This is a genomic window from Muricoccus nepalensis, from assembly GCF_006438825.1.
Taxonomy (GTDB): Bacteria; Pseudomonadota; Alphaproteobacteria; order Acetobacterales; family Acetobacteraceae; genus Roseomonas; species Roseomonas nepalensis.
Map to the genome: position 1 here is coordinate 1 of NZ_RCZP01000038.1, position 19,886 is coordinate 19,886.

Genomic DNA, 19,886 nt, shown 5'->3' on the forward strand with positions numbered 1-19,886 from the left:
CCGGCGGCAGCCCGGCGGGCGCCGCGCCCGCGCCCAATGGCGGGGCCAACGGCGGCAACAGCCCCGCGAGCGGAGGCAACAGCCCCGCGAGCGCGGCGCCCGGCGGCGCGAACCAGGGCCGCGCCCAGGGCGCCCCCGACGGCGCCGGCGCCTCGCCGCCCGGCGCGCCCGCCGCCCCCGCCACCGGCAGCCCTGGCACCAGCCAGCCCGCCGCCGCCAACCCGCCCGCCAGCCAGTCCGGCACGGCCCGCTAGAGAGCCGGGTAGAGAACCATGATCTCCGGCACCTTCGTCGACCGCCCGCGGCTCGCGATCGTCATCGCGATCCTGACCCTCATCGCGGGCGCGATTTCGATGCTCCGCATCCCCGTCTCGCAGTTCCCGAACATCGTGCCCCCCCAGGTCTCCGTCACCGCGCGCTACCCCGGCGCCTCCGCGGCCGTGGTGGAATCGACCGTCGGCCAGGCGCTGGAAGGGCAGATCAACGGCGTCGACCGCATGATCTACATGCGCTCGAACTCCGCCAACGACGGCACCTACACGCTCAACGTCTCCTTCTCCCTCGGCACCGACCCGGACCTCGCGACCGTCAACGTCAACAACCGCGTCCAGGCGGCGCTCGCCCGCCTCCCCCAGGAGGTCCAGCGCACGGGCGTCGTCGTCCGCAAGCAGTCCTCCGCCGTCCTCATGTTCGGCTTCGTCTACTCCACGACGAACCTCGACCCGCTCTTCCTGTCGAACTACTTCACCATCAACATGCTCGACGACCTCGCCCGCGTGGGGGGCGTCGGCCAGGTGAACGTCTTCGGCGCGCAGGACTACTCCATGCGCATCTGGTTCGAGACGGACCGCCTCATCTCGCTCAACATGACGCCGCAGGACGTCATCGCGGCCATCCAGGCGCAGAACGTCCAGGCCGCCGTCGGGCGCCTCGGCGGCCGCCCCATCGGCGACGACCAGTCCTTCCAGATCAACCTCGAGACCAAGGGCCGCCTCACCACCCCCGAGGAATTCGGCAACATCGTCGTCCGCGCCAACCAGGACGGCTCGGTGCTCCGCGTGCGCGACGTCGCCCGCGTCGAGCTCGGCGCGGCCAACATGGACACCGAGAACCGCTTCAACGGCCAGCCCGCCATCGCCTTCGGCGTCTACCTCGCGCCGGGCGCCAACGCCGTCTCCGTCTCCACCGCCATGAAGCAGCAGCTCGAGCAGCTCAAGACCCGCTTCCCGGCCGGCGTGGACTACACCGTCTTCTACGACAGCTCGGACTTCGTGAACGAGACCATCCACGAGGTCATCAAGACGCTGCTCGAGGCCTTCGCCCTCGTCGTCATCGTCGTCTACCTCTTCCTCGGCTCCTGGCGCGCGACCATCATCCCGACCATCGCCGTCCCGGTCTCCCTCGTCGGCGCCTTCATCGTCCTCCTCGGCCTCGGCTACTCCGCCAACACCGTCTCGCTGCTGGCCATGGTGCTCGCCATCGGCATCGTGGTCGACGACGCCATCGTCGTCGTCGAGAACGTCGAGCGCGTGATGGCCGACCACCCGGAGATGACGCCCAAGGAGGCCACCAAGAAGGCGATGGACGAGATCACCGCGCCGATCATCGCCATCACCCTCGTCCTCCTCTCGGTCTTCGTCCCCATCGCCTTCATCCCGGGCCTCTCGGGCGAGCTGTTCCGCCAGTTCGCGGTGACGATCTCCGCCGCCATGGTCATCTCGGCCATCAACGCGCTCACCCTCTCCCCGGCGCTCTGCGGCATCATCCTCAAGCCCCACCACGGGCCCCGCCGCGGCCCCATCGGCTACGTGCTGCGCGGCATCGACTGGACGCGGGACTGCTACGCCGGCGGCGTGCGCCGCTTGGTCCGCGTCTCCTTCCTCTCCCTCCTGCTGACCGCGGGCTTCGGCTTCGGCATCTGGTCCATCAGCAAGATCACGCCGACGGGCTTCCTCCCCCAGGAGGACCAGGGCGCCTTCTTCGTCCAGGCCCAGCTGCCACCCGGCGCCAGCGTCTCCCGCACGCGCGAGGTGGTGCGCCAGATCGAGGAGATCGTCCGCCCCATCCCCTCCGTGCAGGGCACGCTCGGCATCGTCGGCTTCTCGCTCATCGACGGCGGCGCGCAGTCCAACTCCGCCTTCATGGTCATCCGCATGAAGCCCTTCGCGGACCGGGAAGGCGTGGCCAACTCCGTCCAGGCCGCCATCGGGCGCGTCTTCGGCACCACCCAGGGCATCCGCACCGCCAACGTCTTCGCCTTCAACCTGCCCCCCATCATCGGCCTCGGCACCGGCGGCGGCTTCGAGTACATCCTGCAGGACTACGAGGGGCGCGACATCAACGCGCTGGGCGCCGCCATGCTCGGCCTCATCGTGCCCGCCAACCAGGACCCGAACCTGACGGCGGTCTTCTCCACCTTCGCCGCCAACAACCCCTCCCTCTACCTGGAGGTCGACCGCGACAAGGCGCAGGCGCTCGGCGTCCCCATCGCCAACATCTTCTCCACCCTCCAGGCGGCGCTCGGCGGCATCTACGTCAACGACTTCAACCTCTACGGCCGCGTCTGGCAGGTGAACATCCAGGCCGAGGCCGCCGACCGCAACGACGTCGACGACATCTGGCGCATCCAGATCCGCAGCAACTCCGGCGAGATGGTGCCGCTGCGCGCGCTGGCCGACCTGCGCACCACCCTCGGCCCGCAGACGATCTTCCGCTACAACAACTACCGCGCCATCTCGATCAACGGCGCCCCCAAGCCCGGCATCTCCTCGGGCCAGGCGCTCGCCGCCATGGAGGCGCTGTCCAACCGCGTGCTCCCCAACGGCTACGGCTACGCCTGGACCGGCACCGCCTACCAGGAGAAGCTCGCCACGGGGCAGACGGCCTACATCCTCGCGCTCGCCGTCCTCTTCGCCTACCTCTTCCTCGTCGCCCTCTACGAGAGCTGGACGATCCCCATCCCCGTCCTCCTCTCCATCGCGGTCGGCGTGCTCGGCTCCTTCGTGGCCATCCTCCTCGCCAAGCTCTCGCTCGACATCTACGCCCAGATCGGCCTCGTCGTGCTCATCGCGCTGGCCGCCAAGAACGGCATCCTGATCATCGAGTTCGCGAAGGAGGCGCGCGAGCGCGGCATGCCCATCCGCGAGGCCGCGGCCGAGGGCGCGCGGCTGCGGTTCCGCGCGGTGATGATGACCTCGATCGCCTTCGTCCTCGGCCTCGTGCCCCTCATCACCGCCGAGGGCGCGGCCGCCGTCTCCCGCCGCGCGGTGGGCACGCCGGTCTTCGGCGGCATGCTCGCGGCCTCGCTCATCGGCATCTTCATGATCCCGATGCTCTACGTCGTCTTCCAGTCGACGCGGGAGCGCGTGAAGGGCTGGTTCGGCCACCGCCCGCGCGAGGCGGCGGCGACCCCCGCCCGCAGCCCCGCGGAGTAGCGCGTCGCCGGGCCGGCCTCCCCCCGGAGGCCCGGCCCGGCCGCCCCGCCAGGGCGCCCCCGGCCCGAACCAGGCCGCGCCGCCGGGGTGGCCCCCTTCCCGAGCCCCCGTCCCATCGCACATGATCCCCCGAACACCGCATCAGGAGGATCGCATCATGGCGAAGTTCGGGTTGAGCCAGCCGCTGCGCCGCATCGAGGATCCCCGCCTTCTCATCGGCGGCGGCCGCTACACCGACGACCTGACCGCCCACGGGGTCGCCACCGGGGCTGCCATCGGCACCATCCTCCGCTCCCCCCACGCCCACGCCCGCATCCTCTCGATCGACACGACAGCGGCCAAGGCCCTGCCCGGCGTGCTGGCCGTGCTGACGGCCGAGGACTGGAAGGCCGAGGGCCTGGGCGAGATCCCCTGCTCCGTCCCCATGAAGAACCGCGACGGCACCCCCCGCGGCAACACCCCCCGCGGCGCGCTCGCCGACGGCGTGGTCCGCCACGTCGGCGACCCCGTCGCCTTCATCGTCGCCGAGACGCACGAGGCCGCCCGCGACGCCGCGGAGGCCATCGAGGTCGACTACGAGACCCTCCCCTCCGCCACCGACCTCGCGACCGCGACGGCCCCCGGCCAGCCCCCGGTCTGGCCGGCGATCGCCGACAACACCGTCTTCGACTGGGAGACCGGCGACCGCGCCGAGACCGAGCGCCTCTTCGCGGAGGCCGCCCACGTCACGCGCCTGACCATCGTGAACAACCGCGTCGTCGTCGCCTCCATGGAGGGCCGGGCGGCGCTGGCCGAGTACGACCCCGCGACCGAGCGCTTCACGCTGCACGCGGGCACCCAGGGCTCCTGGCCGCTCAAGAGCACGCTCGCCGGCGCCACCTTCAAGATCGCGCCCGAGAAGATCCGCGTCGTCACCCACGACGTCGGCGGCGGCTTCGGGATGAAGATCTTCACCTACCCCGAATACGCCCTCTGCATGATGGCCGCCCGCCGCCTGCACCGCCCCGTCCGCTGGACGAGCGAGCGCACCGAGGCCTTCCTCTCCGACACCCACGGGCGCGACAACATCACGACGGGCGAGATCGCCCTCGACCGCGACGGCAAGTTCCTCGCGCTCCGCACCCGCAACATCGCGAACATGGGCGCCTATCTCTCGACCTACGGCCCCTTCATCCCGACGGCGGCCGGCACGAAGGTCCTCGCCAGCGTCTACGGCTTCCGCGCCATCCACGCGAACGTCATCGGCGTCGTCACCAACACCGTGCCGGTCGACGCCTACCGCGGCGCGGGCCGCCCGGAGTCGAACTACCTCGTCGAGCGCCTGATCGACGCCGCCGCCCGCGAGACCGGCATCGACCGGGTCGAGCTCCGCCGCCGCAACATGGTGCCCCCCTCGGCCATGCCGCACACCACGCCGGTCGGCCAGACCTACGACTCCGGCGACTTCAACCAGGTCCTCGACCACGCGCTCGCCGCCATCGACTGGCCGGGCTTCCCCGCCCGCCGCGCCGCCTCGGAAGCCCAGGGCAAGCGCCGCGGCATCGGCCTCGCCTACTACCTCGAGGCCACCGGCGGCTCGGACAGCGAGCGCGCCGAGGTCCGCTTCGCCGAGAACGGCACGGTCGAGGTCCTGGTGGGCACCCAGTCCACCGGCCAGGGCCACGAGACCGCCTACGCCATGATCACCGCCAACGAGCTCGGCATCCCCATCGAGAAGATCCGGATCGTCCAGGGCGATTCCGACGAGATCCCGACCGGCGGCGGCACCGGCGGCGCCCGCTCCCTCTACTCCGAGGGCACGGCCATCCTCGCCACCACCGCGACCGTCATCGACAAGGGCAAGCAGGCCGCCTCTGAGGCGCTCGAGGCCTCCCCGGGCGACATCGAGTTCTCGACCGGCCGATTCTCCATCGCCGGCACCGACCGCGGCATCGGCATCCTCGAGCTCGCCCAGGCCCAGCGCGCCCGCGCCGCCCGCGGCGAAACCGTGACGCTGCTCGACGCCGCCGAGGTCGCGGCCATCCCCGCCCACACCTTCCCCAACGGCTGCCACGTGGCCGAGGTCGAGGTGGACCCCGACACCGGCCACATCAACATCCCCCGCTACCTCGTGGTGGACGACGTCGGCCACGCGCTCAACCCGATGATCGTCATGGGCCAGGTCCATGGCGGCGTCGCCCAGGGCATCGGCCAGGCGATGCTGGAGCACACCGTCTACGACAAGGAGAGCGGCCAGCTCCTCTCCGCCTCCTTCATGGACTACGCGCTCCCCCGCGCCGGGGACCTCCCGCCCATCGAGGTCTCCCTCGTCGCCATCCCCTGCCTCACCAACCCGCTGGGCGTGAAGGGGGCCGGCGAGGCCGGGGCGGTGGGCTCGCCGCCCGCGCTGATGAACGCCCTCATCGACGCCCTCTCGAGCGACGGCATCACCCATCTCGACATGCCGGCGACGCCCGAGACGGTGTGGAAGGCCCTCGAGACCGCGCGGGCGGCCTGACCCCGAACGAGGGGCGCCGCTCCCGGATCCCCGGGGGGCGGCGCCCCTCCCCTCAGCGCGCCGCCACCTGCATCCCCCCGGACGCGGCGGCCGGCGCGCCGAGGAAGCGCATCGCCGTCACCCTGAACCCGTCCCCGCCCCAGGCGAGGTCGAAGGACACCCCCGAGGCCTCGTCCGGCGGCCCGTATTCCAGCCGGAAGGCCGCGAGCCCGAGCGGCCGCGCCGAGCGGAGGTGGGAGAGCGCGACCGGGCTCCCCTCGCCCCGACCGCCCCGCGCCCGCAGCGCCAGCCAGGCCGAGACCGCCTCCGGCCGCTCCCAGGAATCCGCCATCCGCTCCGCCATGCCCGAGAGGAAGCGCCGCGCGCCCGCGCCCCCCTCCTCCGGCACCTCCGCCCGCAGCGCGTCCCGAAGGCTCGCCAGCGCCGGCCCGGCGTCGAACTGCTCCATCAGCCCCGGCGCGTCCCCCCGGCCGAGCGGCGCCGAGAGCCGCGCCGCCAGCACCCAGGGAAGCGCCAGCCAGAGGCCGAGCAGCAGCAGCCCCGCCGCCAGCCCCGCCGCCACCGGCACCAGCATCCGCCCCCGCCGCCCCGCCCGGGCCAGCACCGCCGCCTCCCGCGGCCGCTCCGGCGCGCGCTGCGCCTGGCGGGCATCGTAGTCGGCCCAGACCTCGTCCCAGGCATCGGCCCGCTGCGCGGCGTTCATGGCATCTGTCCCATCAAACCGGGACAGGTACCGTTATTCGGCCCTCGTCCCTGTTTTTGAGACTGGACCCACGTATCTCACCAGCGCGTTAATGTCGCGCACGGTGAGACAACAACAAAACCGTGATACGCCGTCGCGCCCGCCGGAAGGGCCGCCTGCCGGAAGGGCCGCCCGTCCTCAGGCGAGGCGGGACAGCTCCGCCTCCAGCCGCCCCAGCGCGACGCCGAGCGCCGCCACCATCCCCGCCGCCTGCGCGTCCGGCCCAAGCGGCCGGTCCGGCGGCACCGGCGCCGTGCCCTGCACGCTGAACTGCGCCACCACCCGCGTGCCGAACTGGCTCGTCTCGCGCATCAGCACCGCGCTCATCGCCGCCACCGCCACCCCGCGCCCGAGGTCGACGTGCAGCGCCAGCAGCTCGCTCTCCATCACCAGGTCCGCGTTCCCCCGCGTCCCCGGCGCCAGCACGGCCGCGAAGGCGCCGGCGTCCACCAGCCAGCGCCGCAGCGCGGCCTCCGCCGCCTCGGCCGGGGGCGCGGTCCACTCCGCGTAGTACTCCACCGCCTCCGTCCCGTCCGCCCGGATGGAGCGGAGCCCCCGCCCGTCCAGCCCCGGCGCCGCCCGCGTCAGCCGCATGAGGATGGTCTTCGTCCCCCGCCGCCGCGCGACCCCCGCCGGCCGCACGGGGGCGAGCAGGTAGCGCCGCGGCTCCACGTAGGCCGGGCTGATCACCGAGCACCCGCCCAGCCCGAGGAGCGCCATCCCCGGCACCGCCAGAAGACCCCGTCGCCGCATCACCGCCTCCCCCTCGCCCAGTCCGGCACCGGCGGCGCCGGCGCCAGCAGCGACGCCGCCGGCGCCCGCCGCAACCCGTCCGTCGTCTCCCGCAGGCTGCCCGAGGCCGCCCGCAGGTCCCGCAGCGTCGGCGCCAGGTCGCCGTTGATGTCGCCCACCGTGTTCGTGACCGACCGCGCCGCCGCCTCCACCTGCGCGACGGCCGCCGGCAGCCGCTGCATGCCCTGCTGCAGCCGCTCCATCGCCGCGCTCGCGTTGCGCAGCGTCCCCCGCACCTCCGGCCCCGCGAGCAGCCCGCGCGCCTCGGCGATCGTGCCGCGCAGCTCCGTCGACAGCTCCGGCAGGTTGAGGTCGGCCACCGTCCGCTGCAGCGTCGCCAGCGTCTCCGTCGCCGCCTGCGCCGTGCGGGCGAGGTCCCCCTCGTTCACCTGCCGCCGCAGGTCCGCCAGCAGGCCGGACATGTCGCCCAGGATCTGCTCGATCGGCAGGTCGCTCACCCGCTGCGCCAGCGCCTCGGCCACCGAGGTCACCTGCGCCACCGTGCTCGGGATGGAGGGGATGACCGCGTACTCCGCCGTCCAGGGCGGCACCTCCGCGGGGAAGCGGTCCTTGTCCACGAAGTCGAGCTCGATGTAGCCCACCCCCGTGATGCCCGTCGTCGCCAGCCGCGCGCGCAGCCCGTTGTCGACGGCCTGCTGCACGTCCGGCGTGTCGCGCAGCCGCGTCAGGTCGAGCGCGAAGCGCACGATGACGCGCTGGTAGGCCGCGGTGAAGTTGTCCTTCGGCGGCGGGTAGGAGGTCGCGACGAGGTTGATCTCCGTCACCTGCCCGAGCTGCACGCCGCGGAACCGCACGGCGGCGCCGACATCCATCCCCGTCACGCTCTCGCGCACGTAGGTCTCGAAGGTCTGCGTCTTCCGCCCGAGCTTGCCCGCCGTGAAGAAGAGGACGAAGGCGAGCCCGAGCGCGAGGCCGACCAGGATGAGGACGCCGACGCGAAGGTAGAGCCGCCGGGACTGCGCGGGCATCAGGCCACCTCGCGCCGGAAGAAGCGCCGCACCGTGTCGTTCGGCGGCTCGTCCCGCAGGCGCCGCGGGTCGCCCTCGGCGATCATCCCCTGCGCCTCCTTGTCGAGCATGATGCAGCGGTCCCCGATCGCGAGGATCGACTGCAGCTCATGCGTCACCACGACGAAGGTCGTGCCGAGGTCGCGCGCCAGGTCCTTGATCAATTCGTCCAGCCCCGCCGAGGTCACGGGGTCCAGCCCCGCGCTCGGCTCGTCGAGAAACAGGATCGGCGGGTCGAGCGCCATGGCGCGCGCGATCCCCGCCCGCTTGGCCATGCCGCCCGAGATCTCCGCCGGCAGCCGCGCCTCCGCGTCCGACAGCCCGACCAGCCCGAGCTTCACCCGCGCCACGCTCTCGCGCGCCTCGCGCGGCAGGTCGGTATGGGCCTCGAGCGGCAGCATCACGTTCTCCAGCAGCGTCATCGAGCCGAACAGCGCGCCCGACTGCCACATCACGCCGAGTCGGCGCAGCAGGTTCCGCCGTGCCTCCCCCGTGGCGCTCGCAAGATGCCCGCCGAGGATCGTCACCTCCCCCGCGGTCGGCTCGAGGAGGCCGATCATCAGCTTCAGCAGCGTCGACTTGCCGCAGCCCGAGCCGCCGAGGATGACGAAGACCTCCCCCCGCGCGACGTCGAAGCTCACCTCCCGGAACAGCGTGCGCCCGCCGAAGCCCATGGCGACGCCCCGCACCTCGATCACCGCCTCGCCCGCCCCCTGCCCGGCCCCGGCGCGCGCGCCCCTCTCCATCACCGCGCTCATCACCACCCCAGCCGGAAGAACAGCACCGCGAAGATGCCGTCGAGAACCACCAGCGCCACGATCCCGCCCACCACGGCCGAGGTCGCGGCGTCGCCCACCGCCCGCGGCCCGCTGCCGGCCGAGAGCCCGGCCCGGCAGCCCAGCCCCGCGATCACCAGCCCGAAGACCGCGGCCTTGCCGAGCCCGCCGACGAGGTCCCCGAGGTTCACCCCCACCTGCAGCTGGTTCAGCACGAGCCGCACGGGAAAGCCGAGGCTCAGCATCACGCCCCCCATCCCCACCAGTCCCGCGAGGTCCATCAGCAGCGCGAGCACCGGCATCGCCACCGTCGCGGCCACCAGGCGCGGCAGCACCAGCAGCACCATGGGGTCGATCCCCATGATCCGCAGCGCGCTCACCTCCTCGTTCACCGTCATCGTGCCGAGCTCCGCCGCGTAGGCCGAGCCCGTCCGCCCCGCGAGCACCACCCCCGCCAGCAGCGGCCCGAGCTCGCGCAGCAGCGACAGCCCCACCAGCCGCGGGATGAAAATCTCCGCCCCGAACTGCCGCATCGGGATGGAGGACTGGAAGGCGAGGATCACACCGATCAGCACGCCGAGCAGCGCCACCAGCCCGAAGGCCCGCGTGCCGACCTCGTCGAGGTGCCGCAGCACGTCGGCCACCCGCAGGTCCCGCGGCCGCCGCGCGGCGTTCACCACCGTCGCCGCCGCCTCGCCGACGAAGGCGACCCCCTCGCCCGCGCTCCCGATCCGCCCGACGCCCCAGGCGCCGACCGAGCGCACCAGCCCGAGCCGCCGCGGCGCCGCCGCCGGCTTCGCGGGCGCCCGCACCGCGCCCCGCGACCGCTCCAGCACCGCCCCCACCGCGCGCGAGGCCCCCTCCACTGGCACCCCGCCGCCCGCGGCCTCCTGGGCCGCCATCACCAGCGCCGCCCCGCTCGTGTCCAGCACCGCGAGCCCCGAGAGGTCGATCCGCCCCGCCCCCTCGGCCGCCCGCAGCGCCTCCCGCCAGACCCGCCCGGCGGTCAGGCTCGTCAGCGCCCCGGAGAAGCGCAGCACCTCCCCCTCGCGCCGCACCGCCGGCGCGGCCGCCTCCCCGTCCGGTGTCGTCATCGCCGGGGCCGTCACGCCCGCGCGCCCGCGGCCGGGCGAAGCGCCGCCACCTCCCGCGCCGCCTCCGCCCCGCTTAGCCAAGCGCCTGCCAAAGTCCCGGCAAGGCTCGGGTGGCAGGCCTCGCCCGCCAGCCGCAGCCGCCCGCCCCCGACCGGCGCCGAGAGCGCCCGCCGCGCGCCGCCGCGGCTTGGCCGGGCCGCGGCGTAGGCCCCCCGCGCCCAGGGGTCCCGCCCCCAGGCCGACACCACCGCCCCCTCCCGCCGCAGCGCCCGGTCCGCCCGCGCCCCGTGCATCCGCCTGAGCTCGGAGAATGCGAACTCCACCATCGCCGCCTCGCCCGCCCGCGACAGCTCCCAGGCCAGCGACCCGCCCGCGAAGCCCTCGAGGTGCCCGCGCCCGAAGGGCCAGGCGACGAAGGTCATCGCCCGCTCCCCCTCCTCGAGCCGCCGCTCCATCCCCCCGAAGGCGGGCGTGTCCAGCCGGTCCGCCCCGGCCGCGGGCAGGCCGACCTTCTCCAGCAGCCCCATCGGCAGGTCGTGCGCCGCCTCCTCCACCGCCGCCGGCAGCGCGGGCGAGAAGGCGATGCCGCCCCCCGCCAGCACGCCCGTCGAGACCGTGACCACCGCGGCCCGCGCCTCCAGCGCGCCGAAATCCCCCTCCGCCCGCACCCGCTTCCCGCCCCAGTCGATCCGCGAGACCGGCGCGCCCAGCGTCACCGGCAGCCCCTCCGCCAGCGCCTCCAGAAGATGCCCGCAGCCCTCCCGCGGCAGCAGGTTCGTGCCGCTGAGCAGCGTCGCGAGGTAGTCGTCGAGGTCGATCGCCGACGCCTCGGCGGCCGCGATCACCGGCCCCTCCCAATGCGTCAGCGTCGCGTCCCAGAAGCCGCCGCGCGGCGCCGCCTCCGCCAGGCTCGGCGCCCGGCCGCCCTCGCGCGCGCGCGCGCGCGCGGCGGCGAGCCGCACCGCGATCCCCCAGTCCCGCTCCGCCCGCTCGTAATCCGCGGCCTCCGCCTCGCCCGCCCAATGGTCGCCCAGCCAGACCCGCGCGCTCCGCACCGCGTCGTGGTCGAACAGCGCGAGCCCCCGCGCCTCCGCCAGCGGCACCAGCGGGTTCGCCTGCGCCGCGTGCAGCCAGGTCGCGCCGAGGTCCATCGGGTGCCCGAGCGAGAGGTCCGTCCGCGCCCGCCCGCCGACCCGCCCCCGCGCCTCCAGCACCCGCACCGAGAGCCCGAGAGACATCGCCTCCCGCGCCGCCCCGAGGCCGGCCGCCCCGGCCCCCACCACCAGCAGATCAAGCTCGCCCACGTCCATGCCGTGCTAATGGGTCCTGCGCGCCGGGGTTGCCACCCTTGGACCGGCACTGTTTCATTCCGACGCAAGCGCCATCGTCGGTTGCGCCCCCTAGTCGAGCTTCACGCCGGACATCTCCACCAGCCGCTTCCAGGCCGGCGTCTCCCGCTCCACCTGGGCCGCCAGCGCCGCCGGGCTCTCGCTCAGCACCACGTCGTAGCCGAGCGGCCGCAGCCGCTCCACCAGCGCCGGGTCCGCCGCCGCCTGCCGCACCGCCGCCAGCAGCCGCTCCACCACCGGCGCGGGCGTGCCCGCCGGCAGCATCAGCGCGTTCCAGGACAGCAGGTCGAGCTCGCCGAGGCCGAGGTCCGCGAACTCCCCCATCCCCGGCACCTCCGGCGCGAAGTCCATCCGCGCGCGCGACGACACCGCCAGCGGCTTGAACTTGCCCGCCTGCACCTGCGGCATCAGCGCGGGCGTCACGTCGAACATCAGGTCGATCGTGCCCGACAGAAGGTCCGTGATGGCCGGCCCGCCGCCCCGGTAGGGCACGTGCAGGATGCGCGCCCCCGCCATGGCGTTGATCGCCTCGATGATGAGGTGCGACGAGGTCCCGGGGCCGGAGGAGCCCATCTTCACCCGGTCCGGGTTGGCCTTCGACCAGGCGATCAGCGCCCGGAAGTCCGTCCAGCCCCGCCGCGCCGCCTCCGCGGCGTTCACCACGCAGAGCAGCGCGCCCGAGGTGATCATCGTCAGCGGCTGCAGGTCGCGGGCGGGGTCGAAGGGCAGGCGCTCGTAGAGGGTGGGATAGGCGGTCAGCGTCACGCCCCCGATCACCCCGATCACCGTGCCGTCCGGGGCCCCCTTGGCCACCGCGTCGGTGCCCAGGATCCCCCCGGCCCCGCCCCGGTTCTCCACCACCACGTTCTGCCCCAGCGCCGGCCCCAGCCGCTCCGCCACCAGCCGCCCGAGCAGGTCGATCGCCCCGCCCGGCGGGAAGGGCACGATCACCCGCACCGCCCGCCCGCCCCCCACCGGCTGGGCCGCGGCCGGGCCCGCCGCCAGCGCGGCCAGCCCTCCGCCGAGGATATCGCCCAGAAGGTCCCGCCGTCCCTGCATCGCGCGCTCTCCCCGCCGCCGCCCCCTCGCGACAGCGCAAGCGGGCGCGGGCATCATGGCATCCCCAAGAGAACAAGGAACGCACCATGCCCGCCAACGGGGAATTCACCGGCCGCCGCGCCGTCGTCATGGGCGGCAGCCGCGGCATCGGCCGCTCCATCGCCCTCGCCCTCGCCGGAGCCGGCGCCGCCGTCTCGATCTGCGCCCGCGGCACCGGCCCGCTGGAGGCGACGCGGGCCGAGCTCGCGGCCCTCGGCGGCACCGTCCACGCCGCCCCCTGCGACCTCGCCGACGCCGCGGCCATCGAGGCCTTCGTGCCCGCCGCGGCGGCGGCGCTCGGCGGCATCGACGTCCTCGTGAACAACGCCTCCGGCTTCGGCCGCGCCGACGACGAGGAGAGCTGGGCCGCCTCCCTCTCGGTCGACGTCATGGCCGTGGTGCGCGCGAGCCGCGCCGCCCGCCCCTTCCTCGAGGCCTCCGGCGCCCGCGCCGCCGGCGGCGCCAGCATCGTCAACATCGCCTCGATCTCGGCCATGCGCGCCACCAAGCGCAACCCGCCCTACGCCGCGGTGAAGGCCGCCGTCATCCAGTACACCGCGAGCCAGGCCCGCGTCCTCGCGGCCCACGGCATCCGCGCCAACGCCGTCGCCCCCGGCTCGGTCGAGTTCCCCGGCGGCACCTGGGAGCGGCGCCGCACCGAGGACCCCGCCCTCTACGAGGCCACCCTCGCCTCCATCCCCTTCGGCCGCATGGGCCGCCCGGAGGAGATCGCCGAGGCCGTCCTCTTCCTCGCCTCCCCGCGCGCCGGCTGGATCACCGGCCAGAGCCTCGTGGTGGACGGCGGCCAGCTCCTCGGCGCCTAGGCGCCGGGCCGCCTGAGCAAAAAGGACACAGCGCGCCTGCTCATGCCTTCGGCACCCCCTGCCCAAGGCATGATCACGGAAACGTGTTTACGTATCATTAATTGTTTCGATAAAAGATAGATCAGCGGATCGTCATCGCGGGGCACCGTCAGGCCCCGCCGAGGCGGCCGGCGCGCGGCGGACGCCGCGGGCCGGGCTGCCGGCGAGAAGCTGGCCGAGAACGCCGGCCCGACAAGGAGCGAAACCGCGCCGACGCGCGACAGGAAAGGACCGCAAGCTGAGCGCCGAACCGGTCACCGACCCCAGGGGTGCCGATGCGATGCGCGCCGCGGCGCTCGTCATCATGCAGCTCGCCCTCTTCGCCGACGAGGAGGCGCATTCCGGCCTCCGGGGCCTCCTCACCAACCTCGCCGGCCTGATCGCGCCCGCCGAGGGCGGCTGATCCCCCTCCCGGCCGGAACCCTCCGGCCGGGCCTGTCCGATCCCGCGGCGGCGCCCCAGGCGGGCACCCCGGCGGCACCCCCGTGCCCGGTCGCCCCGCGAGCGGCCGCCCCGTGCGCGGCCGCTAGTCGAGCGTCGCGCCGGACTGCTCCACCAGCCCCTTCCACAGCGCGTCCTGCTGCGCGAGATAGGCCGCGTAGGCCGCCGGCGTCTCGTCGGATACCGGCGTGAAGCCGAGCGGCTCCAGCCGCGACCGGAAGTCGTCCGAGCCCACGACCTGCCGGATCGCCCCGTGCAGCCGCTCCACCACCGGTGCCGGCGTGCCCGTCGGCACGTTCACCGCGTACCAGCTCTGCATGTCGATGCCCGAGCCCGGCAGCAGCTCCTTCATGCCCGGCACGTCCCGGATCTCCGGCACGTAGGCCACGCGCTCCGCGCTGCCGACCGCCAGCGCCCGGAACCGCCCCTCGCGCACATGCGGCATTAGCGCCGGGATCACGTCGAACATCATGTCGATGTTGCCCGAGACGAGGTCCGAGATGGCCGGCCCGCCGCCGCGATAGGGCACGTGCGTGATGTCGATCCCCGCGGCCCGGCAGACCGAGGACAGCGTCAGGTGGCTCACCGTCCCCGTGCCCGACGATCCCATGGTGATCTTGCCCGGGTCCTTCTTCGCGGCCGCGACCAGGTCCGCGAAGCTCCGCCAGGGCCGCTGCGCGTTCACCACCAGCAGCACCGTCCCCGTCGTCACCCGCGTCACCGGCGCGAGATCCTTCACGGGGTCGATCGGCATGGAGCGGCGGTAGAGATACTTATTGGCCGCCATGATCGAGACCGAGCCGAGCAGCATCGTGTAGCCGTCCTTGTCGGACCGCGCGACGAACTCCGCCCCGATGTTCCCGCCCGCGCCGCCCCGGTTGTCCACCACCACCGTCTGCCCGAGAACCGGCTGCAGCCGTTCGGCCAGCAGCCGCCCCGTGATGTCCACCGCGCCGCCCGGCGCGAAGGGCACCACCACGCGCAGGGAACGGTTCGGGAAGGGCGCCTGCGCCCGCGCCGGCGCGGCCAGGAGGGCGGCGAGGGGCGCGGCCGCCGGGGCAGCGGCGGCTCCGACCAGGGTGCGGCGGCGAAGGGTCATGGGCGGGCGGTCTCCGGACGGTTGCGGCCCGCATGTCGCCCCGCAGGCCCGGCGGGGCAAGGCCCTCGCCCGGCGGGAGACCCCCGCCCGGCGGAGCAACGCCCATCCGGCAGGGCAGGCCCCTCGCCCGGCGGGGCAACCCCGCGCGCCCTCGCCCCTTCCTCCGGCGAACCCCGCGAGAACCCGCCCGTGACCCAGCCGCCCTTGCCCCAGCCGCCCGCCCCCGACGAACGCCCCTGCATCAAGATCTGCGAGCACGAGGACGCCACCGGCTGGTGCCTCGGCTGCGGCATGACGAAGCTTGAACGAAAGGCCTGGAAGCGCGCCCCCGCCTACCGCGCCACCATCCGCGCCTCCCTGCCCCCGCGCCTCGAGGCCCTCTCGGCCCAGGGCCACGTCACCGGCCCCGCGGCCGGCCGGCGCAAGCGCAAGGACGACTGACGCCCTTTGGCGCCCCTCGGCGCCCCCCGCCCTAGCGCCGCGCCGACAGCGCGTGGATGAGCACCGCCGCCGCCACCGAGACGTTCAGGCTCTCCACCCGCCCCGAGCCCGGCAGCGTCACCCGCGCGTCGCAGGCCGCCGCCACCGCCTCCGAGACCCCGGCCTCCTCGTTGCCGAGCACGAGGGCGACGCAGCCCGGCCGCGCCCCGCCCGCGAAGAGCCGCTCCGGCGCGACCCCCCCGGCCGCGACCGCCGCCACCGTCGCCACCCCCAGCCGCGGCAGCACCGCAAGCAGGTCCGGCGCCTGCCAGAGGCTCAGCACCTCGAGCCCCCCCTCGCTCGTCCGGAAGGCCGCGTCCGACAGCCCCGCCTGGCGCGGGTCGCCCGAGAGCACCATGCCGATGCAGCCGAAGAAGGCCGCCGAGCGCGCGATGGCGCCGAGGTTGTGCGGGTTCGACACCCCGTCCAGCACGGGCAGCACGGGCGCCACCCGCAGCGCGGGCGCCAGCGGCAGGGCCAGCACCGGCACCCGCCGCCGCGTCGCGACGGCCACGATCCCCCCGTGGTGGACCGTGCCCGCCACCCGCGCCAGCTCCTCCTCCCCCACCTCGCGGTAGGGCTTCCGCGCCGCCGCCATGGCCGCGCAGAAGGGATTCGCCTCCCGCCGGCGGGACGGCAGGTGAAACAGCCGCAGCACGTCCCGCGGCCGCCGCGCGAAGACGGCCGACACGGCGGCCAGGCCGCAGAGCCGGTCCGGCTCCGGCGGCCGCTTGGGCCGGACGGCGGAAGGGGGCGGCGCTGGTTCCATCCCCCGCATCCACACCGCTCCTCCGCGGGGGTCAAGCGCCCCGGCGGCCCGCGCCCGCCCTCACCCGGCGCCGGCCATCCCCGCCCGGGCCACTGCCGAGAGCGGCACCTCGAGCTCCGCCACCAGACCCCCCGCATGCCAGTGCAGGTCGAGCCGCCCGCCGAGCTGCCCCCGCACCACCGACTGCAGCACCCGCGACCCGAAGCCGCGCTGCGCCGGCGGCCCCGCGACCGGCGGCCCGCCCCGCTCCTCCCAGCGCAGCCGCAGCCGCCCCGCGCCCCCCTCCGGCGCCGCCCCCACGTCCCCTGCCACCTCCCAGGTCACCAGCACCCGCCCGCCCGGCGCGGAGAGCGCCCCGTGCTTCACCGCGTTCGTCGCCAGCTCGTGCGCCACCATCGCGAGCGGCTGGGTCGCGACCGGCGGCACGAGCACGGCCGGGCCCCGCAGCTCCGCCAGCGGCCCCTCCCCCTCGCGCGCGACGAAGGGCGCGAGCTCCGTCCGTAGCAGCGTCCCGAGACTTGCCCCCCGCCACTGGTCGGCCGCCAGCAGCGTCTGCGCCCGGGCCAGGGCCAGCACCCGCCCCTCGACCGAGGCCGCGAAGCTCTCCGCGTCCCGCCGCGGCGTCAGCCGCAGCGTCGCCTGCACGACCGAGAGCGCGTTCTTCGCCCGGTGGTCCACCTCCCGCGCCAGCAAGCGCAGCCGCGCCTCCCCGGCCTGGATCTCCGCCGTCCGCTCCTCCACCCGCTGCTCGAGCGTCGCGTTCGCGAGGTCCAGTGCCCGCGCCCGGCGCCGCGACAGCAGCGAGAGCGACAGCAGCGCCGCCGTCGCGCCCCCGGCCAGCACGCCATAGGCCACCAGCCGGTCCCGCCAGGGCGCCAGCACCGCCGACCGCGGCATCCCGTGCACGATGAAGGCCGGGTAGCCCTCGATCCGCCGCAGCACGTTCATCCGCTCCACCCCGTCGATGGGCGAGGTGCTGCCGAAGACCCGCCCCTCCACCCCCGAGGCCGCGGCGCGGCCGATCGGCCCGTCCGGGTCCAGCCGCGTGCCCGCCTCGGGGTCGATCGCCGGCCGGCGCGCCAGCAGCAGCCCGTCGTCCCGGAACAGGCTGATCGCGTCGAGCGGGTCGGAGGCCGCGCGGTCCCAGAACTGGATGAAGCTGCTCTGCCGCACCGCGGCCGCGATCACCCCCGCGAACTCGCCCCCCGGCCCGTTCCGGCGTAGCGAGAGGAAGAACAGCGTTTCGCCGCTCACCCGGCTGCGCAGCGGGGCGGCGACGTGCGGCTCGCCGCCCGGATGGTCCCGGTGCCAGCGGAAATAGGCCCGGTCGCTGAGGTCGATCCCGCGCGGCGGCGTCGCCCGGTCGGAATCCACCAGCGGCCGCCCGTCCGCCCCGATGACGGTGATGCCGAGGTCGTCGCCCGCGAAGCGCTTCAGCGCCGCCAGCCGCGCGTGGTACTGGCGCGGGCTCGCCAGGATGTCGCTGTCCGCGACCCCGCGCAGCCAGTCCTCCGTCGCGCCCAGCGCCAGCGCCTCGAAGCGGAACACGTTGCGCGCGTGCCCGGCCATGGTCTCGGCCGCGGCCAGCAGCTCCGCGTGCGCCGCCTGCAGCGTCCGCCGGTAGTCCTGCGCCGCGACGCCGAGGAAGACGAGCATCGGGAAGGCCACCGAGGCCAGGAGCAGCAGCTCCCCGACGACGCTCCGCCGCGCCGCTCCCGGCCCCGCTCCCTCCGCCGCCGGGCGGCTCTCGTCTCTCGGCATCATCCCCCCAAGGACGCGGCGCGGGCACCGCGGCAGCCAGGCCCCGCCCTCGCCGGACGCCGCCGCGCGCGCGGGCCCGTAGAGCAGCCCCTAGCCGATCGCGGCAACCCACTTCCAGAACCGAAGGCAAACCAGGGAACGAACGCCGCGCCGGCAAGGCTTCATGGCGCCCGGCGCGCCAAACCGATCGTTAAGCCCTCGGTGGGATCATGTAACGAAATCGCGATCATCGACGCGACCATCGACGGGGGCCAGGCCCATGGAAATCCGCTACGGCACCGACGGCAAGGGCTACGTCCTGCGCTACCAGCCCGGCGACCTCGTGCGCCTCCGCGTGAACGAGAGCGGCGACGGCGCCATGGGCCGCGCCGGCCAGTGGGGCAGCGTCATCACGGTGGGCGACGGCGGCACCTCGCTCGACATCCAGCTCGCCGGCTACTCCGAGGGCAAGAACTCCCCTCTCCAGCGCCTGATCGGCATCCCCCGCAGCATCGTCGTCCCCTGCAAGCCCGACGGCTCCCCGATGGAGCTGCCGAGCGGCCGCGCCCGTCGCGGCGACGGCGCCTCTGCCCTGGAAGCGAACCAGAACGTCGTCGTGAACACGACCGTCGCGCTCCCCGCCTGGGCGGCGGCGCTGGTGGTCGCGAGCTGCACCCTCATCCTCGTCGTCGCCGCCGCCATCGCCGCCAAGAACTTCGGCCCCTTCTGACCCCGCCGCCCCCTTCACCCCCCGCCCCCGTCCATGGCAGGGTCCGCCCACCAACGGCCCCACCAACGGCACGGGAGAGAACACATGGCCGGCGTCTTCTGGCACCTCGGCAACTGGTCGACCGAGGAGCCCAAGGTCCTCGGCCCCATGGACCACGCCTTCTGGCTTGGCTCCGTCATCTTCGACGGCGCGCGCGCCATCCGCGGCACCGTGCCCGACCTCGACCTGCACTGCCGCCGCTGCGTCCAGTCCGCCCGCAACATGCTCATGGAGCCCACCATGACCGCGGAGGCGATCGAGGAGCTCTGCCGCGAGGGCGTCCGCCGCATGCCGCCCGACGCCGAGCTCTACATCCGCCCGATGTTCTTCGTCCGCCGCGGGCTCGGCGCCGCCCAGCCCGACCCCGACAGCACCGAGTTCATCCTCTCCGTCTACGACGCCCCCCTGCCGCCCGCGACGGGCTTCACCGCCGTCACCGCCCCCTTCCGCCGCCCCGCCGCCGACATGGCGCCGACGGACAGCAAGGCCAGCGCCCTCTACCCCAACTCCGCCCGCGCGACGGCCTGGGCGAAGAAGCACGGCTTCGACATGGCGGTCGTGCTGGACGAGGCCGGCAACGTCGCCGAGTTCGCCTCCGCCAACATCATGATGGTCAAGGACGGCGTGGTGATGACGCCCGAGCCCAACGGCACCTTCCTCGCGGGCATCACCCGCGCCCGCATCATCGACCTGCTGCGCAAATCCGGCCGCGAGGTGCGGGAATGCACGGTCACCACCGCCATGCTCGACACCGCCGACGAGATCTTCGCGACGGGCAACTTCGGCAAGGTCCAGCCCTGCACCCGCTACGCCGAGAACCACATGCAGCCCGGCCCCGTCGCCGCCGAGGCCCGCCGCCTCTACTTCGACTGGGCCGAGGAGAGCCGCATCCTGCCCCGCGCGGCCTGAGCGCCC

17 protein-coding genes and 1 pseudogene are annotated in these 19,886 nt (G+C 74.6%); 8 read left to right on the forward strand and 10 right to left on the reverse strand.

Annotated elements, in window-relative coordinates; genetic code table 11:
* From EAH89_RS31500 to EAH89_RS24345, 3 genes and pseudogenes are all read left to right on the forward strand, one after another.
* Window positions 1–254, forward strand: a pseudogene (locus EAH89_RS31500) (hypothetical protein); the annotation flags it as partial.
* Between the two features lie 18 nt (window positions 255–272).
* On the forward strand, window positions 273–3,434 hold the full coding sequence (locus EAH89_RS24340; RefSeq protein ID WP_140886310.1) for an efflux RND transporter permease subunit: 3,162 nt from the start codon (window positions 273–275) through the stop codon (window positions 3,432–3,434).
* Window positions 3,435–3,591: 157 nt separating this feature from the next.
* On the forward strand, window positions 3,592–5,931 hold the full coding sequence (locus tag EAH89_RS24345) for a xanthine dehydrogenase family protein molybdopterin-binding subunit (protein WP_140886311.1): 2,340 nt from the start codon (window positions 3,592–3,594) through the stop codon (window positions 5,929–5,931).
* 52 nt (window positions 5,932–5,983) lie between these two features.
* Here EAH89_RS24345 and EAH89_RS31795 read toward each other — a convergent pair whose 3' ends face one another.
* The 7 genes from EAH89_RS31795 to EAH89_RS24380 form a co-directional block, all read right to left on the reverse strand.
* Window positions 5,984–6,634 (reverse strand): hypothetical protein, encoded by a 651-nt coding sequence (locus EAH89_RS31795; protein ID WP_140886312.1) that lies wholly within the window; start codon window positions 6,632–6,634, stop codon window positions 5,984–5,986.
* A gap of 177 nt (window positions 6,635–6,811) precedes the next feature.
* A complete protein-coding gene (locus EAH89_RS24355) occupies window positions 6,812–7,426 on the reverse strand; it encodes an ABC-type transport auxiliary lipoprotein family protein (protein ID WP_140886313.1) in 615 nt (204 codons plus the stop codon).
* The gene (locus EAH89_RS24360) at window positions 7,426–8,454 is read right to left on the reverse strand and encodes an MlaD family protein (RefSeq protein ID WP_140886314.1); all 1,029 of its coding nucleotides are present in this window, start codon (window positions 8,452–8,454) and stop codon (window positions 7,426–7,428) included. The genes EAH89_RS24355 and EAH89_RS24360 overlap by 1 nt, the downstream gene beginning before the upstream one ends.
* Entirely contained in the window at window positions 8,454–9,251 is a 798-nt protein-coding gene (locus tag EAH89_RS24365) for an ABC transporter ATP-binding protein (protein ID WP_408906321.1), read from the reverse strand. The genes EAH89_RS24360 and EAH89_RS24365 overlap by 1 nt, the downstream gene beginning before the upstream one ends.
* A complete protein-coding gene (locus EAH89_RS24370) occupies window positions 9,251–10,363 on the reverse strand; it encodes an ABC transporter permease (RefSeq protein WP_140886315.1) in 1,113 nt (370 codons plus the stop codon). The genes EAH89_RS24365 and EAH89_RS24370 overlap by 1 nt, the downstream gene beginning before the upstream one ends.
* Window positions 10,364–10,374: 11 nt before the next feature.
* Window positions 10,375–11,673, reverse strand: coding sequence for a flavin monoamine oxidase family protein (locus EAH89_RS24375; protein WP_140886316.1), 1,299 nt, complete (start codon window positions 11,671–11,673; stop codon window positions 10,375–10,377).
* 90 nt (window positions 11,674–11,763) lie between these two features.
* Window positions 11,764–12,771, reverse strand: coding sequence for a Bug family tripartite tricarboxylate transporter substrate binding protein (locus tag EAH89_RS24380; RefSeq protein ID WP_161993735.1), 1,008 nt, complete (start codon window positions 12,769–12,771; stop codon window positions 11,764–11,766).
* 86 nt (window positions 12,772–12,857) lie between these two features.
* Here EAH89_RS24380 and EAH89_RS24385 point away from each other — a divergent pair, with 86 nt between their 5' ends.
* Complete coding sequence (locus EAH89_RS24385; RefSeq protein WP_140886318.1) at window positions 12,858–13,634, forward strand: SDR family NAD(P)-dependent oxidoreductase; 777 nt, start codon at window positions 12,858–12,860, stop codon at window positions 13,632–13,634.
* Between the two features lie 319 nt (window positions 13,635–13,953).
* Window positions 13,954–14,076, forward strand: a complete 123-nt coding sequence (locus tag EAH89_RS33185) for a hypothetical protein (protein WP_277753889.1) — start codon at window positions 13,954–13,956, stop codon at window positions 14,074–14,076.
* A gap of 123 nt (window positions 14,077–14,199) precedes the next feature.
* On the opposite strand, the gene EAH89_RS24390 is transcribed toward EAH89_RS33185, so the two are convergent.
* Window positions 14,200–15,213, reverse strand: coding sequence for a Bug family tripartite tricarboxylate transporter substrate binding protein (locus EAH89_RS24390; protein WP_140886319.1), 1,014 nt, complete (start codon window positions 15,211–15,213; stop codon window positions 14,200–14,202).
* A gap of 189 nt (window positions 15,214–15,402) precedes the next feature.
* Between EAH89_RS24390 and EAH89_RS31505 the strand changes: the two genes are divergently transcribed.
* The gene (locus EAH89_RS31505) at window positions 15,403–15,654 is read left to right on the forward strand and encodes a DUF1289 domain-containing protein (protein WP_161993736.1); all 252 of its coding nucleotides are present in this window, start codon (window positions 15,403–15,405) and stop codon (window positions 15,652–15,654) included.
* A gap of 31 nt (window positions 15,655–15,685) precedes the next feature.
* Here EAH89_RS31505 and EAH89_RS24400 read toward each other — a convergent pair whose 3' ends face one another.
* Together EAH89_RS24400 and EAH89_RS24405 are read right to left on the reverse strand one after the other, a co-directional pair.
* Window positions 15,686–16,471, reverse strand: a complete 786-nt coding sequence (locus EAH89_RS24400; RefSeq protein WP_241667193.1) for a TrmH family RNA methyltransferase — start codon at window positions 16,469–16,471, stop codon at window positions 15,686–15,688.
* A gap of 51 nt (window positions 16,472–16,522) precedes the next feature.
* Window positions 16,523–18,223 carry an HWE histidine kinase domain-containing protein gene (locus tag EAH89_RS24405; RefSeq protein WP_140886320.1) on the reverse strand — a complete coding sequence of 567 codons (1,701 nt, stop codon included), beginning with the start codon at window positions 18,221–18,223 and terminating at the stop codon, window positions 16,523–16,525.
* Window positions 18,224–18,482: 259 nt separating this feature from the next.
* Here EAH89_RS24405 and EAH89_RS24410 point away from each other — a divergent pair, with 259 nt between their 5' ends.
* Window positions 18,483–18,932 (forward strand): hypothetical protein, encoded by a 450-nt coding sequence (locus EAH89_RS24410; RefSeq protein WP_140886321.1) that lies wholly within the window; start codon window positions 18,483–18,485, stop codon window positions 18,930–18,932.
* Between the two features lie 84 nt (window positions 18,933–19,016).
* Complete coding sequence (locus tag EAH89_RS24415; RefSeq protein WP_140886322.1) at window positions 19,017–19,880, forward strand: branched-chain amino acid aminotransferase; 864 nt, start codon at window positions 19,017–19,019, stop codon at window positions 19,878–19,880.
* Window positions 19,881–19,886 lie beyond the last annotated feature (6 nt).